The 17,090-nt window shown below is 62.6% G+C and carries 19 protein-coding genes; 11 read left to right on the top strand and 8 right to left on the bottom strand.

Annotated features, from left to right (window positions below; genetic code table 11):
• Positions 1-9: 9 nt before the first annotated feature.
• The 4 genes from AC0C6X_RS06495 to AC0C6X_RS06480 are packed head-to-tail and all read right to left on the bottom strand — an operon-like array spanning position 10 to position 3,487.
• A complete protein-coding gene (locus AC0C6X_RS06495; RefSeq protein WP_173518643.1) occupies positions 10-750 on the bottom strand; it encodes an ABC transporter ATP-binding protein in 741 nt (246 codons plus the stop codon).
• Complete coding sequence (locus tag AC0C6X_RS06490) at positions 747-1,580, bottom strand: ABC transporter ATP-binding protein (protein ID WP_472952269.1); 834 nt, start codon at positions 1,578-1,580, stop codon at positions 747-749. The genes AC0C6X_RS06495 and AC0C6X_RS06490 overlap by 4 nt, the downstream gene beginning before the upstream one ends.
• A complete protein-coding gene (locus AC0C6X_RS06485; RefSeq protein WP_472952267.1) occupies positions 1,580-2,485 on the bottom strand; it encodes an ABC transporter permease in 906 nt (301 codons plus the stop codon). The genes AC0C6X_RS06490 and AC0C6X_RS06485 overlap by 1 nt, the downstream gene beginning before the upstream one ends.
• 12 nt (positions 2,486-2,497) lie before the next feature.
• Complete coding sequence (locus AC0C6X_RS06480) at positions 2,498-3,487, bottom strand: ABC transporter permease (RefSeq protein ID WP_247959731.1); 990 nt, start codon at positions 3,485-3,487, stop codon at positions 2,498-2,500.
• Between the two features lie 304 nt (positions 3,488-3,791).
• Here AC0C6X_RS06480 and AC0C6X_RS06475 point away from each other — a divergent pair, with 304 nt between their 5' ends.
• The 3 genes from AC0C6X_RS06475 (at position 3,792) to AC0C6X_RS06465 (ending at position 6,634) form a co-directional block, all read left to right on the top strand.
• Positions 3,792-4,472: a helix-turn-helix domain-containing protein gene (locus tag AC0C6X_RS06475; RefSeq protein WP_247959599.1), complete on the top strand. Its 681-nt coding sequence runs from the start codon at positions 3,792-3,794 to the stop codon at positions 4,470-4,472.
• Between the two features lie 10 nt (positions 4,473-4,482).
• Entirely contained in the window at positions 4,483-6,072 is a 1,590-nt protein-coding gene (locus AC0C6X_RS06470; protein WP_173518640.1) for an ABC transporter substrate-binding protein, read from the top strand.
• Between the two features lie 133 nt (positions 6,073-6,205).
• Entirely contained in the window at positions 6,206-6,634 is a 429-nt protein-coding gene (locus AC0C6X_RS06465) for an OsmC family protein (protein ID WP_173518639.1), read from the top strand.
• A gap of 69 nt (positions 6,635-6,703) precedes the next feature.
• Here AC0C6X_RS06465 and AC0C6X_RS06460 read toward each other — a convergent pair whose 3' ends face one another.
• From AC0C6X_RS06460 to AC0C6X_RS06445, 4 genes are all read right to left on the bottom strand, one after another.
• Positions 6,704-7,999 (bottom strand): MFS transporter, encoded by a 1,296-nt coding sequence (locus AC0C6X_RS06460; RefSeq protein ID WP_173518638.1) that lies wholly within the window; start codon positions 7,997-7,999, stop codon positions 6,704-6,706.
• 103 nt (positions 8,000-8,102) lie between these two features.
• Positions 8,103-8,498 (bottom strand): MarR family winged helix-turn-helix transcriptional regulator, encoded by a 396-nt coding sequence (locus tag AC0C6X_RS06455; RefSeq protein WP_173518637.1) that lies wholly within the window; start codon positions 8,496-8,498, stop codon positions 8,103-8,105.
• Positions 8,499-8,609: 111 nt separating this feature from the next.
• On the bottom strand, positions 8,610-9,131 hold the full coding sequence (locus AC0C6X_RS06450; protein WP_472952265.1) for a carboxymuconolactone decarboxylase family protein: 522 nt from the start codon (positions 9,129-9,131) through the stop codon (positions 8,610-8,612).
• Positions 9,132-9,185: 54 nt separating this feature from the next.
• Positions 9,186-9,611, bottom strand: coding sequence for an Lrp/AsnC family transcriptional regulator (locus tag AC0C6X_RS06445; protein ID WP_043613515.1), 426 nt, complete (start codon positions 9,609-9,611; stop codon positions 9,186-9,188).
• A 100-nt stretch (positions 9,612-9,711) separates the two neighbouring features.
• Between AC0C6X_RS06445 and AC0C6X_RS06440 the strand changes: the two genes are divergently transcribed.
• The 8 genes from AC0C6X_RS06440 to AC0C6X_RS06405 all read left to right on the top strand — a co-directional run bounded on the left by AC0C6X_RS06440 (position 9,712) and on the right by AC0C6X_RS06405 (position 17,076).
• Entirely contained in the window at positions 9,712-10,785 is a 1,074-nt protein-coding gene (locus tag AC0C6X_RS06440) for an ornithine cyclodeaminase (protein WP_247959732.1), read from the top strand.
• The gene (ctlX, locus tag AC0C6X_RS06435) at positions 10,786-11,757 is read left to right on the top strand and encodes a citrulline utilization hydrolase CtlX (protein ID WP_472952264.1); all 972 of its coding nucleotides are present in this window, start codon (positions 10,786-10,788) and stop codon (positions 11,755-11,757) included. It begins immediately after the preceding gene.
• A 31-nt stretch (positions 11,758-11,788) separates the two neighbouring features.
• Entirely contained in the window at positions 11,789-12,592 is an 804-nt protein-coding gene (locus tag AC0C6X_RS06430) for a dimethylarginine dimethylaminohydrolase family protein (protein ID WP_173518633.1), read from the top strand.
• A gap of 28 nt (positions 12,593-12,620) precedes the next feature.
• Positions 12,621-13,421 (top strand): transporter substrate-binding domain-containing protein, encoded by an 801-nt coding sequence (locus AC0C6X_RS06425; RefSeq protein WP_173518632.1) that lies wholly within the window; start codon positions 12,621-12,623, stop codon positions 13,419-13,421.
• Between the two features lie 274 nt (positions 13,422-13,695).
• Complete coding sequence (locus tag AC0C6X_RS06420) at positions 13,696-14,409, top strand: ABC transporter permease (protein ID WP_173518631.1); 714 nt, start codon at positions 13,696-13,698, stop codon at positions 14,407-14,409.
• A complete protein-coding gene (locus AC0C6X_RS06415; RefSeq protein WP_472952263.1) occupies positions 14,409-15,110 on the top strand; it encodes an ABC transporter permease in 702 nt (233 codons plus the stop codon). The genes AC0C6X_RS06420 and AC0C6X_RS06415 overlap by 1 nt, the downstream gene beginning before the upstream one ends.
• A gap of 39 nt (positions 15,111-15,149) precedes the next feature.
• Complete coding sequence (locus AC0C6X_RS06410) at positions 15,150-15,914, top strand: ABC transporter ATP-binding protein (RefSeq protein WP_173518629.1); 765 nt, start codon at positions 15,150-15,152, stop codon at positions 15,912-15,914.
• Between the two features lie 10 nt (positions 15,915-15,924).
• Positions 15,925-17,076, top strand: coding sequence for a M20 aminoacylase family protein (locus AC0C6X_RS06405; RefSeq protein ID WP_472952262.1), 1,152 nt, complete (start codon positions 15,925-15,927; stop codon positions 17,074-17,076).
• Positions 17,077-17,090 lie beyond the last annotated feature (14 nt).

Below are 17,090 nucleotides of genomic sequence, written 5' to 3'. Positions count from 1 at the left end.
TGTCCCGCTCTAGGTGGCATGCGCGGCGCTGATCTGCATCAGTTCACGCGAATAGGGATCCTTGAGGTCGCCGCGCTTGAGATCGGCGACGTCGGCCACTTCGACGATGCGGCCCTGGCGCATGACGGCGAGGCGATCGCAGAGGAATGAGACGACTGCCAGGTTGTGGGTGACCATCAGGAAGGTGAGGTTCTGCTCGCGCCTGAGTCGCTTCAGCAGGTTGAGGACTTCCGCCTGGACCGAAACGTCCAGCGCCGAGGTCGGCTCGTCGAGCAACAGCACCTTCGGTTTGAGCATCAGCGCGCGGGCGATCGCCACGCGCTGGCGCTGGCCGCCCGAAAGCTGGTGGGGAAAGCGGAAACGGAACTTGCGATCGAGACCGACCGAAGTCATGACTTCCTCGATCCGCGCGCTGCGGTCGCCGATGCCATGGATCGTCAGCGCTTCACCGAGTGTCGCGTCCACCGTCTTGCGCGGATGCAGCGAGCCGTAGGGATCCTGGAACACCATCTGGCACTGGCGCGAGAAGGCGCGGTCGATGCCGTGGCCGCGCGGCGAGCCAAGCACGGTGATCTCGCCCGTCCATTCCGGTGCGAGACCAGCGATCGCCTTCAGCACCGTCGATTTTCCCGAGCCGCTTTCGCCGACGAGCGCAAAGCTCTCGCCGTCGGCGATGTCGAGATTGACGTCGTGGGTGATCTGCACGTCACCATAGGAGATGTCGAGGTTCTTGAGAGAGAGCGCGGTCATGCCTTGGCCCATGCACTGCGGTCGAGCACCGGCAGCTCGTCCCGTGTTTCATCGAGGCGCGGGATCGAGGCGATCAGCCCGCGCGTATAGGGATGCTTTGCCGCCATCAGCTCGCCGGCCCTACATTCCTCGACCACCTCGCCGGTGTTCATGACCAGGATGCGATCGCAATAGCTGGAGACGAGGTTCAGGTCGTGGCTGATGAAGATCAGCCCCATGCCCTTGCGCTTCACCAGTTCGTCGATGATGTCGAGCACCTGGGCCTGGACCGAGACGTCGAGCGCCGAAGTCGGCTCGTCGGCAATCAAAAGGTCCGGCTCGGGGATCAGCATCATCGCGATCATCACGCGCTGGCCCATGCCGCCGGAGACTTCGTGCGGGTGGAGGCGGGCGACACGCTCCGGATCGGCGATACGCACCGATTCCAGCATGGCGAGCATGCGGCTGTTGACCTCGCGGCGCGGCAGCTTCTGGTGCGTCAGCAGCGCCTCGGCGATTTGTTCGCCGATGGTCATGACCGGGTTCAGCGAGAACTTCGGGTCCTGCATCACCATCGAGATGCGGGCGCCGCGGATGGCGCGCATCTGTCGCTCGGACTGTTTCAGCAGGTCGATGCCGTCGAAAACGAGCTTGTCGGCGGTGACCCGGCCGGGAGCCCGGATGAGCTGCAGGATCGAGCGGCCGGTCATCGACTTGCCGGAACCACTCTCGCCGACGATGCCGAGGCGCTCGCGGCCAAGCGTGAAGGAGATGCCGCGCACGACTTCGAGGTCACCACGCGGCGTCGGGAAGGTGACACGCAGGTTTTCGATTTCGAGAAGTTTCTTCATCAGCGCTGCTCCCCGCTCTTCGGATCCAGCACGTCGCGCAGTCCGTCACCCAGGAAGCAGAAGCCGAGGCTGACGAGAATGATGGCAAAGCCGGGCATGGTCGCAACCCACCACTGATCAAGAATGAACGAGCGGCCACGCGAGATCATCGCGCCCCATTCGGGAAGCGGCGGCTGGGCGCCGAGGCCGATGAAGCCGAGGCCGGCGGCCGTCAGGATGATGCCGGCCATGTCGAGCGTGACGCGGATGATCATCGACGAGGTGCAGAGCGGCAGCACGTGGCCGAGATTGACACGCAGGCTTGACGCGCCGAGCAGGCGGACCGCCGAGATGAACTCGGAGTTCTTGAAGGTGAGCGTTTCGGCGCGGGCGACGCGGGCATAGCCCGGCCAGGAGGTGATGGCGATGGCGATGATCGCGTTTTCGATCCCTGGACCCAATGCGGCGACGAAGGCGAGCGCCAGGATGAGCTTCGGCAGCGACAGGAAAATATCGGTAATACCCATCAGGATACGATCGATCCAGCCGCCGAAGTAACCGGCGACAACGCCGATCACGAGACCGGCTGGTGCTGCGAGCACGGCAACCAGCGTAACGATGGCGAGCGTGATGCGCGCGCCGTAGACGACGCGGGACCAGATGTCGCGGCCGAGTTCGTCGGTTCCCATCCAGTGGGCAGCGCTCGGCGGCAGCAGGCGCTCGCCGAGCGACTGGCGCAGCGGGTCATGTGTCGCCAACCAGGGGGCGAAGAGGGCCGTCAGCACCAGTGCCGCGATGATGATTGCGCCGACGACGGCCAGCGGATTGCGCATGAGCGCGCCGAAGATGCGGTAGAAGCGGCCGAGGCGTGCCTGCATCGGCGAGGCGGGGCTGTCGTCGATCAGCCAGTCGCGAAGTGTGGTCATGTCCGCCTCCTCTTAGCGTGCACGCGGATCGAGCACGCGGTAGAGCACGTCCGAAATCTTGTTGATGCCGATGAAGACCGCGCCGATGACGAGCGTCGAGCCGAGCACGGCCGACATGTCGGCGTTGAGCAGGGCGACGGTCAGGTAGTTGCCGATGCCGGGCCAGGAGAAGATCGTCTCGATCATGACCGAGCCTTCAAGCAGGCCGGCATAGGACAGGCCGATGACGGTGATCAGCGGCACGCGGATCGGCCGGAAGGCATGGCGCCAGATGACGAGGCGCTCCGGCACGCCCTTGACCCGTGCGGTGGTGACATATTCCTGGCTCAACTGGTCGAGCATGAAGGAGCGCGTCATGCGGGCGATATAGGCGAGGGAGAAGAAGCCGAGGCAGGACGCCGGAAGGATCAGGTGCCAGACGGCATTGCGGAAGATCTCCCATTCGCCGGCGATGATGCTGTCGACGAGGATCAGACCGGTCACCGGCGTAACCATGCCGTCATAGAAGATATCGACGCGGCCCGGACCGCCGACCCATTTCAGCCGCGCATAGAACACGGCAAGACCGACAAGGCCGAGCCAGAAGGCGGGGACGGAATAGCCGAGCAGGCCGACGACGCGAATGCCCTGGTCGAGCCACGAGCCGCGGTGGGCGGCGGCAAAAACCCCGAGCGGCACGCCGATCAGAACGCCGAGAATGATGCCGAGTGTCGCCATTTCGAGCGTCGCCGGGAAGACGCGGGCGAGATCCTCGATGACCAGCTTGCCGGTCGAAACCGAGGTGCCGAAATTGCCTGACAGGACGTCGCCGACATAGCTGACGAACTGGACGGTCAACGGCTGATCGAGCCCCATTTCCTGGCGGACACGTTCATAGACGGCGACCGGCGCGCGGTCGCCAACGAGGGCGAGAACCGGGTCGATCGGCACGATCCGGCCGATGAAGAAGGTGATCGCGAGCAGGCCGAGAAAGGTTATCGCGAGCGTGATCAGGAAGCCCATCAACGAGAATAGGCGCTGCCGTGCTCGGCTTGGCCGGGCGGCGCGGCGTACAGGCGCTGCTGGTGTCGTGCTGTCGTTTGCCACGTGGCGATTCCATCCCTCTTCGCTTGCGGTCTCACTTGCCGATAGCGCAAAAAATCGCTTGGAGTATATAAATAAGTTTGCTTAAATCAAAAAAATTTTACTGGGGCGACTATGGGGAAAAGTGTGTGTTGGTCTCCGCCCGCGTCGCTCCAGCGCATAAGAGGCGAGCGCGTTTACGGCTGGGTCGATCCGACCCAGTCATCGCAACAGGGAGGGAAACGTGAGCGGTCCGTCGGATGACGAAGCCACGTCCGGGAAAAGTGCCGGGGCAGGACAACCGAAGATCGGCGCGCTGGTGCGCGCGCGTCGGCGACAGATGCATATGACGCTGCAGGAACTGAGCGATGCGGCGGGCGTTTCCGTCGGCTATCTCAGCCAGATCGAACGCGATCTCGCCATGCCCTCGCTCGGCACGCTCGCCCAGATCGCGCAAGGGCTCGGCGCCGAACTCAACCACTTCATCCTGGCGCCCGCGATCGATACCGGCCTCTCGCGCGCCGAGGGGCGCATGGTGTTTTCCGTCGGCGGTTCGCCGGTCTCCTATGAGCGGATCGGCGCGGACTTTGCCGGAAACCAGCTTTCGAGCTTCGTTATCACGATACCGCCCGGGCATCGCTCCGAGGTCTTCAGCCATGAGGGCGAGGAGCTCGTCTACATGCTCGAAGGGGAAATCCTGTTCGGACTCGATGGCGACGAGACGACGCTTTCGGTCGGCGACGGCCTGCATTTCCGCGGCATCCAGCCTCACTACTGGTGGAACAGGACCAACACGCCCGTGCGGCTGATCTGGACCGGCACCTTGCCGCTCTTCCGCGCGCGCGCATCCCAATCCAACGAGACCGGCGCGCCGAAATCGGCGCTGAAGCCGGCAATGACAAAAACCAAGCCTCATCGAAAATAGGAGAATGATGATGAGAATGTTCAAGGCCGCGGTCTTCGCGGCGTCCCTGATGCTGAGCGTGGCGCCGGCAGCGCTCGCCGAAACGCCGGCGGAAGTGCTGGTCGTTGCCCAGAATATCGACGACATCGTCAGCATCGACCCGGCCGAGGCCTATGAGTTTTCCTCAGGCGAATACGTCACCCAGACCTATGACCGCCTGGTGCAGTACGATGCGCCCGACGTGAAGAAGCTGGCGCCGGGCCTTGCTTCGGAATGGACCGCCGACGATGCCGCCAAGACGATCACCTTCACGCTGCGCGATGGCGTTACCTTCTCCTCCGGCAATCCGCTGCGCGGCGAAGACGTCGTCTATTCCTTCAAGCGCGTCGTCGTTCTCAACAAGGCCCCGGCCTTCATCCTCACGCAGCTCGGCTGGACGCCTGACAATATCGACAAGATGGTGACCGCCGACGGCAACAAGGTCACGATCAAGTACGAAGGCGACTTCTCCTCGGCCTTCGTTCTCAACGTGCTCGCCGCCCGCCCGGCCTCGGTCGTCGACGCGGAAACCGTCAAGGCCAACGAAGCCAATGGCGACTTCGGCAATGCCTGGCTGAAGGCCAATTCGGCCGGTACCGGTCCGTTCGTGCTGAAGGCGTTCCGCGCCGGCGAACTTCTGAACCTCCAGGCCAACCCGAGCTATTTCGGCGGCGCTCCGGCAATCAAGGGCGTCATCATCCGCCACGTGGCCGAAGCCGCCACCCAGCAGCTTCTGCTTGAGACCGGCGACGTCGACATGGCGAAGAACCTGACGCCGGACCAGGTATCGGGCCTTCAGGGCAAGGGCGGCACGAAGGTCGAATCCTATCCGCAGGCGGCCGTTCACTTCCTGTCGTTCAACCAGAAGAACGCGGCACTGCAGCCGGAAGCCGTCTGGGAAGCCGCGCGCTACCTCGTCGACTACAAGGGCATGACCGACAGCTTCCTCAAGGGCCAGATGGAAGTGCACCAGGCCTTCTGGCCGAAGGGCTTCCCCGGCTCGCTCGATGAGACGCCCTACAGCTACGACGTTGAAAAGGCGAAGAAGATCCTCGCCGACGCCGGCATCAAGACCCCGATCAAGGTGACGCTCGACGTCATCAACTCGACGCCGTTCACTGACATGGCGCAGTCGTTGCAGGCGTCCTTCGCCGAAGCCGGCATCAACTTCGAAATCATCCCGGGCACCGGCAGCCAGGTGATCACCAAGTACCGTGCACGCACCCACGAAGCCATGCTGCTTTACTGGGGCCCGGACTTCATGGACCCGCATTCGAACGCCAAGGCCTTCGCCTATAACGAGGACAACGCCGACGACAAGTATCAGTCGACGACCACCTGGCGTAACGGCTGGGCCGTGCCGGCGGAACTCAACGAAGCGACCAAGGCAGCGCTCAAGGAAGCCGATCCGGCCAAGCGTGATGCGCTCTATGTCGACCTGCAGCACAAGGTGCAGGAAAAGTCGCCGATCGTGATCATGTTCCAGGCCGCGACCCAGATCGCGATGAAGGACAAGGTCGAAGGCTACGTCAACGGCGCCATCTCGGACTTCGTCTTCTACCGCCTGGTGAAGAAGAACTGAGCCGACGCCGCTCTTGCGCCGATCCTCAAAGGCGCACATATCAACGCCCTGGACCGGAAACGGCCCGGGGCGACATGTTTTTCGGCACCGGTAAGCGCCGGTCGAATAGGAAGCAGAGGGAAGGTCAGTAGCGATGGCGGATGTGAAGGTGAGAACGCGTGAAACCGGTGCGACGGCCGTCGTCGGCAGGACCGGCTTTCCGCATGTGACCTCGGTGACCGGGGGTGAGCTCGATATCGTCACCGGCCCGTCGCAGCCCGGCTACGGTCCGCTCGATCTGCTCTACGCGTCGCTTGCGAGCTGCCTGGTGCTCAGCGCCCGCATCGCCGCCAGCCGCTACGGCGTGCTCGACCGGTTGACGGAAGTGAGCGCCAAGGTGACCGGCGAAAAAGCGCATGACGAGCCTTCGCGCGTCGCAACATTCAACATCGTCTTCGACATCAAGGGCGATTTCGATGATGCGGTCCGCCATGCGATCGCGGAGGCGGCCGAAAACGAGATCTGCACCGTCAGCAACACGATCCGCGGCAATCCGGAATTCGTGACGCGCTTCAGTTCTTGAGGCGAGCTATTCGCGCCTATGGCCGGCTGCCATCGAAAGCCGGCCGCAGATAAGTGGCCTAAGTGCGGCCTAAGCAGGCTGCGGCGCCAGTGCTTCCGTCTGGCGCCGGCCGATGGTCAGCACCAGCAGGGCCGCAACCACGCAGAGCATCCCGGCGGCGAGCAAGGCCGGGGTATAGGTTTCGAGCGACGTCCGGCTTGCTCCGGCGACGAAGGTCGCACTGGCGGCGCCGAGTTGGTGACCGGCGAAGATCCAGCCGAAGACCAGCGCCGCCCGTTCCGGGCCGAAGCGTTCAGCCGCGAGTTTCACGGTCGGTGGGACCGTGGCGACCCAGTCCAGGCCGTAGAAGACCGCGAAGATCGACAACGTGTAAATATTGAAGCCGCTGAACGGCAGGAACATCAGCGACAGGCCACGCAGGCCATAGAACCAGAACAGCAGCCAGCGATTGTCGTAGCGGTCGGAAAGCCAGCCGGAGCCGACAGTGCCGATGAGATCGAACACGCCGATCAGCGCAAGCAAGCCGGCAGCGGCGACGGCGGCAATGCCCACATCGCCGCAGATCGAAACCCAATGGGTCTGGATGAGCCCATTGGTGCTGAAACCACAGACGAAGAAGGTGGCGAACAGCACCCAGAAGGTGTTGGTCTTCGCGGCATCGGCGAGCGCCCTGATCGGCGCCGTCAGCAAGGCGCCGAAGCTTTTTGCCTTGGGCGGGGCCGGGACGACCTGCTTGGCGCCAAAGGGCGCAAGACCAAGATCGCTTGGCCGGTCTTGCATGAGCAAAAGCACGAGAATGAAGGCAACGGCGAGAACGATGATGACGAGCGTCAGGGCCGACCGCCAGCCGATCGCTTCGGTCAGCGATGCGAGCAGGGGCAGGAACACGAGTTGGCCGGTGGCATTGCTCGCGGTCATCAGTCCGACGACGAGGCCGCGTCGCTTGTCGAACCAGCGTGTCGCGACTGTGGCGCCGAGAACCAGGGCGGTCATACCGGTGCCGATACCCAGAACCACGCCCCAGAGCGCGACGAGGTGCCAGAGTTCGGTCATGTAGAAGGAGGCGGCGATGCCCGAGAGGATCAGGACCAGTGCCGCGGAGACGACCTGGCGGACGCCGAAGTGATTCATGAACGAAGCGGCGAAGGGGCCAAGCAGGCCGAAGAGGCAGAGGCGGATCGCCAGCGCCATCGAAATCTGCGCGTTGGACCAGCCGAATTCGGTCTCAAGCGGTTTGATCAGCACGCCGGCCGAGCCCATGGCGCCTGCGGTCGACAGCATGACCAGGAAGGTGACGGCGGCCATGGCCCAGCCGTAGTGGATATTGCGTTTGACAAGGTAACGCGCAAGCGCTGGACCGAGCATCGTCGATTTCCTTATGTCCGTGATTTTGAGATGTGCGAGAGCGCCGCGCGGGCTTACCGAGCGCGTTTCGCAAATTGAATGGTTGTCAGCTGACGGAGGGGGCCTAAAGCGTTTGCAGCAGTTCCTTCAGTTGCGCGGCGGCGTCCGTCCCCAGTCGCGCCTCGATCCGGTCCTGTGCGCCCTGCCAAAGCGGCGCACCGTCTTCGAGGATCCGCCGGCCGTTTTCGGTGAGCTCGACGACGGCCTCCCTCTGATCCTTGCCGCTCCCGGTTTCGACCAGCCCCATTCCCTCCAGCACCTTGACGTTGCGGCTGACCGTCGAGCGCTCGAGTTCGATCTTGCGGCCAAGTTCGGTCATCGAGATCGGTTCATCGCGCTCAATGTGCCGAAGCAAACTGAATTGGGCGAGGTTGATGCCGATCGGCTGAAGTGCATCGTCATAGAGCGACGTCACTCTCCGAGTGGCTTTGCGTAACAGGGCACAGTAGCAACGAGACATAATGTGTGTATATACACGCAACTCGATGGAGTCAAGCGCCCCGGAGCCGAGGCGGGCGCGATTGCGTGGCAGGCAATGAGATGATCCCGGAGCCCGTTCAGGCCGCGGCGCTCAATCGACGAAGGGTTCGAGCTCCTTGTCGAACTCCACCTCGACAACATTGTTGAAGAGCGCAGTTGCCACCATGATGCCGGAGAAGGCGACGAGATCGACCAGCGCCTTGGCATCGTAGCGCGCCTTGAGCCCGGCCCAGATCTCCTCCGGGACCGCATTGGAATCGGCAACGATCGCGCGTCCGAAGGCGATCAACCGCTGCTCGTCTTGCGTGGGTACAACGGTATGGAAATCGATACCGGCATCGGCGAAGGCGCGGCGGAAGAAGCCCATGGCGATCGGCGAGCGCATGGCCTCGGAAATCGCGTGCGAGAGAAACCAGATCGCCCGATCGTCAAGCGCTGGACGCAGTCCCTCGCGTAAAGTGAACCATTCTGCATAGATCCGGTGCGCAACCGGCGAATGCAGCAGCGTGCGCTTCATGTTGGTCATGCGTCCGCGCACGCGTACCTCTTCGTCATGGGCGGCGCGGATCTCGTCGGAAGCGGTTTCGTAGTCGATCTGGGGGATGTGGCTCACGGGCTTGCCTGTCTATGAAGGACGCATTCTTGGTGCGCTTGTGATGGTGAGGAATCAGACGGTGCTGAGCAGAATGCTCGTTTCGCTGTTCGACACGCCGTCGACGTCGCGTACTTCGCGCAGGATGCGGTCGAAGTCGCTGAGGCTGTTGGCGCGGATTTCGGCGACCAGATCCCAGCCGCCATTGGTCGTATGGAGTGCGTAAAGCTCGGGCAGGCCGCGCAGGTATTTGATGACCTTGGTGGTGTTGCGGCCGCTGACCTCGATCATCATGATCGCACGGATGGCGCGATCGTCATAATCCTGCCGCACGCGCAGCGTGAAGCCGAGCACGGCGCCGCTTTCGAGCAGACGGTCGATCCGCGTCTGCACCGTCGCCCTGGAGATGCCGAGCACCGCCGCGATCTTGGAGTAGGGCGCACGGCCATCTTCGCGCAACAGGGAGATGAGCTGGTGATCGAGGTCGTCGAAGATATGCATGAATGTTGCATATTACGATTGTGCAAATTGCTCAATATGCTCCTCAATTTTGGGCAAGTTTAAAATTTCAACTCACTTCTTGCCTGCCTAGGCTGACCTCATCGAATTTCTCCGATGGAGTGGTAACGTGGTTCAGTATGTCGGTGTCGGCAACGTAATCGAGCTGGTCAAATCGATCGGCATCGAGACGTTCCTTTTGGGGCTTGCGGAATATATCGAAAATGATTTCCGCCGATGGAACGCATTCGAGAAAACCCCGAGGCTCGCAAGCCATTCCAAGACCGGCGTCATCGAATTGATGCCGACTTCGGATGGCGAGCACTACGGCTTCAAATACGTCAACGGCCACCCGAAGAACCCGAATGTCGGTCTGCAGACGGTCACCGCCTTCGGCGTCCTTTCCGACGTCAGCACCGGTTATCCCTGCCTGGTCTCCGAGATGACCATCATGACGGGCCTGAGGACCGCCGCGACCTCAGCACTTGCTGCAAAGTATCTTGCTCGTCCCGACGCCCGCTCGATGGCGATCATCGGTCTCGGCGCCCAGTCCGAGTTCCAGGCGTTGGCCTTCCGCGCTTTGCTTGGCGTCAAGCGTCTCCAGGTCTTCGACATCGATGCCGAAGCGGCTGACAAGTTCTGCAACAACCTCGCTGATATGGATTTCGACATCGTCGTTGCGGCGACCGCGGAGGAGGCGGTTGCCGGTGCCGACATCATCACGACGGTCACGGCCGACAAGCGCAACGCCACGATCCTTTCCGACAACATGGTCGGCGCCGGCGTGCATATCAACGCGGTTGGCGGCGACTGCCCCGGCAAGACCGAACTGCAGGGCGATATCCTGCGCCGTGCCGACGTCTTCGTCGAATATCCGGAGCAGACGCGCATCGAGGGCGAGATCCAGCAGATGGCGCCGGATTTCCCGGTCACCGAACTCTGGCAGGTCATCGCCGGCGAGGCCGAAGGTCGCCGCAGCAACGGCCAGATCACCATCTTCGATTCCGTCGGTTTCGCGACGGAAGACTTTTCGGCGCTGCGCTTCCTGCGCGACAAGATCCAGGGCACTGCCTTCTACACCGAGCTCGACCTAACGACGCAGCCGGAGCATCCGCGCGATCTCTACGGCCTGTTCAAGCAGCAGCCGGCCGCTTTTGCCGAGCGGAGCGTTGCCTGAATGAAGAGACCGTCCGTACAGGCGCCGAAGGGCGTCGTGATGATCCGTCCGCATCATTTCGGCCCGAACCCGATGACCGCGGAAGATAACGCCTTCCAGGCAACCGATGCGAAGCGTCAGCCCTCGGCGATTGCCAAGTCAGCTTACGATGAAGTCAGCCGCATGGCTGATGGGCTCGCCGGTGCCGGCGTTGCCGTTCATCTCTTCGAAGATGAGACGACGACGCGGCCCGATTCCGTCTTTCCGAACAACTGGTTCTCGACCCACTCCGGCGGTCACGTCGCGATCTATCCGATGTATTCGGAAAGCCGTCAGAGCGAACGCCGCTCCGACATCATCGAGATGCTGAAGAACGAGTATCGCGTTCAGGACGTGATCGACTATTCCGGTCTCGAAAAGGACGGCGTCTATCTCGAAGGCACCGGCGCCATGGTTCTCGACCATATCGGTCGCGTTGCCTACGCCGCCCGCTCCAACCGCACCAATGAAGTGGCGCTGGAACGCTTCTGCACCCACTTCAATTTCGAGCCGATGATCTTCGGCGCGGTCGATCGCCACGGCAATTCGATCTACCACACCAATGTTTTGATGTGCATCGGCACGGAATTTGCCCTGATCGGCACGGGGATGATCCCGGATGTCGCCCGTCGCCAGGAAATCTGTGCCCGCCTCGAGGAAACCGGGCGCCAGGTAATCGATCTCACGATCGACCAGATCGAGAATTTCGCCGGCAATGCCATCGAGCTCGACGGCGCGGACGGCCGCGTCGTCGTCATGTCGGCGCGCGCGCTCGCCTCTCTCCGCACCGATCAGATCAAGGCGCTAGAAGCATCCGCCCGTGTTCTCGCCTTCGACGTGCCGACCATCGAGCTAGCCGGCGGATCCGTCCGCTGCATGCTTGCAGGGGTTCACTTGTCCCGTCGGGAAAGCGTGAACAAGCAACCGCTTTACGTCGCCATGTCCGATCGCTAGAAGCACCTCATCCAAGCCAAAGGTACTACAAATGTCGCAATCCCGCCCCGTCTACCAGTTCAACAACATCATCGTCCGCACCCCGTCGAAGTCGGTCGTCAACGGCCTGCGCGCCGATGATCGCGGCAACCCCACCTTCGAAGGTGTGAAGGCCGAGCACGATGCCTACATCGCGGCGATGAAGGACGCGGGCGTGAAGGTGACGGTTCTGCCGGCGCTCGAAGCCTTCCCGGATTCGATCTTCGTCGAAGATCCGGCGCTGGTCTTCACCGAAGGCGCAATCCTCCTGCGCCCGGGTGCCGTAACGCGCGTCAAGGAAACGCCGGAGATCGAACCGACGCTGCGTGCAATGTTCGAGACGGTGCTCGACCTGCCGGGTGACGGCTTTGCTGATGGCGGCGACGTGCTGACGACCCGGGAAAGCGTGATGATCGGCCTGTCGGCCCGCACCAACAAGGTTGGCGCCGAGGCCCTCCAGGCTTGCCTTGCCAAGCTCGGCCGCAAGAGCGAGATCGTCGCGACGCCGGAAGGCGTACTGCACTTCAAGACCGATTGCTCGCTGCTCGACGACGAGACCGTGCTTTCGACTGCGCGTCTCGCCAAGTCCGGCGTCTTCGAGCGCTTCAAGCAGGTGATCATTCCGGAAGGCGAAGAGCCTGCTGCCAACGCGCTGCGCGTTAACGACGTCGTCATGGTCGGCTCCGATTTCCCGCGCACGATCGAGATGCTCGACAAGCTCGGCTACAAGGTCGTGCCCATGAAGACGACGGAGATCGGCAAGATCGATGCAGGTCTCTCCTGCATGTCGCTGCGCTGGTTCAGCAACACGCTCTGATCCGACGCAATCCCCGAGGAGGAACATTATGAAGACGTTGAAGACCGCCCTGTTCGCAGGGATCGCCCTTTCCATGGCTGCCGGCAGCGCATTTGCCGAGGATACGCTGCGGCTCGGCATGACGCCGGAGCCCTACATGCCCTTCACCCAGGTGAACGCCGGCGGCGAATGGGAGGGCCTGGAAGCCGACCTTTCCCGCGCGCTGTGCGAGAAGATGGCGGTGAAGTGCGACATCAACCAGATGGCCTGGGACGGACTGATCCCGTCGCTGAAGGAAAACAAGGTCGACTTCATCATCGGCGCCTTCTCGATCACCGACGAGCGCCGCCAGGTCGTCGACTTCTCGACGCCCTATTACACTGAAGGCACGTCCTTCGTCGGCGCCAAGGCTGACACGAGCGAGATCAAGACGGTCGATGCAGCGGACGGTTCCGGCAAGATCATCGATCCGGCTAATGTCGAGGGCAAGATCATCGGCGTGCAGACGTCGAGCGTGCAGGCGGCTTACGTTGCCAAGTACCTGACCGGTGCCGAAGCCAAGAGCTACGACACGGCAGACAACTCGGTTGCCGACCTGATCGCCGGCCGCGTCGACTACGTGCTGATCCCCGACCTCTACATCCAGACCTTCCTGAAGACGCCGGAAGGCACCGACTACGAGGTCAAGGTCGAGGTGCCGAAGAACGTCACGCTCGGCGAAGGCGTCGCCTATGCCGTGCGCAAGGGTGACGCTGCGACCCTCGACAAGGTCAATGCCGCGCTTGCCGTTCTCGAAAAGGACGGCACGACGCAGAAGCTCGTCGACAAGTGGATCTTCGGCAAGAAGTAAACGCACGTTCTTGAGGGCGGCGCTCCGGCCTCGGGCCGCCGCCGCCCTTGCTCGCCAAACCGGCCGCAGCGCCGGGGCACCCTTGCAGCCACCGCGACGACGACCTTTGCCCGCCGTGACTGGACGGGCGGCGTTCTACAGCGCCGCGCGTCTTATGAGACGCGCAAAGGTCGCTGTAGCACTTTGATTTGCTGCATGTCTTTGTCCTTAAATCGAGGTCGATTTAAGGAGACATGCAGTAGGGCTGACGAAAATCGGGAACAGGTAACGACGGATGGACTATTACTGGCAATTGCTTGCCTGGGGCGGGGAGGGCTGGGGCGACGATTTCGCCTGGGGCCTGCTGATGACCTTGCAGGTTTCCGTGGTCGCCTATGCGGTTGCGGTTCTCTTCGGCTTCCTGGGGGCTGCCGGCAAATTGTCGAAGCACCGCGTCCCGCGCGTCCTTGCCGAAATCTACACGACCGTCGTCCGCTCGCTTCCGGAACTGCTGGTCATCCTGCTTCTCTATTTCTCGGTAGCCAGCGGCGCCGAGCGGCTGTTGAAACACTTCGGCCTCGTCGCCGAGACCTTCCAGTTCAGTTCCTTCTGGGCGGCCATCATTGCGCTTGCCTTCGTCTCGGGCGCTTTCATGACCGAGGTGCTGCGCTCCGCCTTCCTTTCCGTGCCGCCTGGCCAGATCGAGGCAGCGGTCTCGATCGGCATGCCGAGACGCAAGGTTTTCACCCGCATCATCTTTCCGCAAATGATGCGCTACGCCGTGCCCGGCATGGGCAATCTCTGGCTGTCGATCACCAAGGAAAGCGCCATCATCAGCGTGCTCGGCTCGTTCAGCGAACTGCTTTACACCGGGTACCGAGCCGCGGCCGGCACCAAGCAGTACATCTTCTTCTACGGGCTGACGGCCATCCTGTTTCTTGCGATCACGCTCGTTTCCGTCCTGGCGATCGCTGAGATCGAGCGCCGCCTCAACCGGGGGCACCACTGATGGAAACGATCTCCAACGTCATCGGTTTCCTGCCGGCGTTGATCAAGGCAACCCCGCTGACACTGCTTTTGACTGCGGTCGCCGGCGTCTTCGGACTGGTCATCGGTACGCTCGCGGCACTTGCCCGGCTTTCCGGCCGCCGCGTGCTTTCGGTTCCGGCCTATGTGTTCACCTTCGCCTTCCGCGGCACGCCGCTCTTGGTGCAAATCTATCTGATCTATTACGGCCTGGGGCAGGTGCTGCCCGGCACCTGGGTGCGCCACAGCTTCCTCTGGCCCTATCTGCGTGACGGCCTGTGGTATGCGATCTTCGCGCTGAGCCTCAACCAGGCTTCCTACAATGCCGAGGTCATCCGCGGCGCGATCAAGGCGGTCCCGCTCGGACAGATCGAAGCGGCAAAATCGATCGGCATGCGCTCGTCGATGATCCTCCGCCGCATCACCCTGCCGCAGGCGTTCCGCTCCTGCCTGCCGGTGCTGACGGGCGATCTGATCATCCTGTTGAAGACGACGTCGCTCGCCTCGACGATCACGATCCTCGAGGTGATGGGCACTGCCCGCATGCTGCAGCGCCAGTCGCTGTTGATCTTCGAACCGCTGATCGCCGCCGGCATCATCTATTTCACCGTCGTCTTCATCCTGACGCGCGTCATGCACGTCGTCGAGAAGAGGCTTACCCGCTACCGCACGGCGTGGGCATAACGAGGAGGCGCGCGCAAAGACGCGACGAGAGGAACGAACATGGCTGCAACAGCGCTTTCCGTGAAGAACATTCACAAGAGCTTCGGCTCCGTCGAGGTGCTCAAGGGCGTCTCCTTCGAGGCGAATTCCGGCGATGTCATCTCGCTGATCGGCAGCAGCGGCTCCGGCAAGAGCACGTTGCTGCGCTGCATCAACTATCTGGAAACGCCCGACGAGGGCGAGATTTCGGTGTCTGGCGAGGTGGTCCGCACCGTCAAGGGCAAGGATGGGAAGTTCGTCGCCGCCGACAAGCGACAGCTCGAACATATCCGCACGCGCCTCGGCATGGTGTTCCAAGGCTTCAATCTCTGGTCCCACAAGACCATCCTCGAAAACATCATCGAAGGGCCGATCCACGTGCTCGGCATGGCGCGCAAGGATGCGATCGGCGAGGCCGAACTGCTGATGGAAAAAGTCGGCATCACCCCGAAGCGCGATCATTACCCGAATCAGCTCTCGGGCGGCCAGCAGCAGCGCGCGGCGATCGCCCGGGCGTTGGCGATGAAGCCGGAGGTTATGCTCTTCGACGAGCCGACCTCTGCGCTCGACCCGGAACTTGTCAACGAGGTGTTGCTCGTCATAAAGAAGCTCGCCGAAGAGGGGCGCACCATGGTGATGGTCACGCATGAGATGTCCCTTGCCCGCGATATCTCAAGCGAGGTGATCTTCCTGCACAAGGGACTGGTCGAAGAACGCGGCGCGCCATCAAAGGTGATGCGCGATCCGCAATCGTCGCGGCTGCGCCAGTTCCTGCAGATGGCTTGAGGAGGCTGAAATGCGCGACGCCACGTTTTCCGAGTTCCTGCCCGAGCTCGTCGAGATCCGTCACAGGCTGCATGAGATGCCCGAGATAGGACTTTCCGAGGTGAAGACCTCCGAGTTTGTCGCAGGATTGCTGCAGTCCTGGGGCTTCGAGGTGACGCGCGGCCTGGCGACGACAGGCATCGTCGCCACGCTGAAGCGCGGCAACAGCAATCGCGCCATCGGCTTCCGCGCCGACATGGATGCGCTGCCGATGCTGGAAGAAACCGGCCTTGCCTATCAGAGCAAGCACCCGGGCGCGATGCACGCCTGCGGCCACGATGGCCACACCAGCATGTTGCTCGGTGCCGCCTGGGCACTGTCGAGGGATGAGAGTTTCAACGGCACGGTCCATCTGATCTTCCAGCCGGCCGAGGAAAACTTTGGCGGCGGCAAGCTGATGATCGAGGACGGCCTGTTCGAGCGCTTCCCCTGCGAACGGGTCTATGCGCTGCACAACTGGCCGGGCCTGCCGGTCGGCCAGTTCTCAAGCCGTCCAGGTGCGATGGCGGCGTCGATCGACGTGTTGACGCTGACGATCCGGGGCAAGGGCGGCCACGGCGCCCAGCCGGAACTGACGGTCGATCCCGTCGTCGTCGGCTCGAGCGTGGTGATGGCGCTGCAGACGCTGGTCTCGCGCAACGTCTCGCCGCATCAGCCGTCCGTGGTGACGGTCGGTTCGTTCCAGTCGGGCTCCGCTTCGAACATCATTCCCGATACGGCGGTGCTGGAGATCAGCATGCGCTCGACCGATCCTGCCGTGCGCAAGCAGTTGCAGGAGCGTGTGGAGCAGATCGCCCGCTTCCAGGCGCAGAGCTTCAATGCCGAGGCTACCTTCGATTGGCAGGTCGGCTATCCCGCGACGATCAACGATGCGCAGGCGGTCGAAGACGCACGCGCCGTGATCGCCGAGACCTTCGGCGCCGATGCCTATGTCGACCTCCCCGAGCCATTGATGGGCAGCGAGGACTTTTCCTTCCTGCTGGAAAAGGTGCCGGGCGCCTATGTGTTGATCGGCAACGGTCAAAGCAGTGGTCTGCACACTACCCGCTACGATTTCAACGACGAAATCCTCGAGCGCGGGGCGATGTATTTCTACCATCTCGCCCGCGCAGCGCTCGTCTGAACCGCGGCGGCGCT

Source organism: Ensifer sp. VA4, from assembly GCF_055710065.1.
This window is presented reverse-complemented; position numbering and strand designations above follow the sequence as displayed.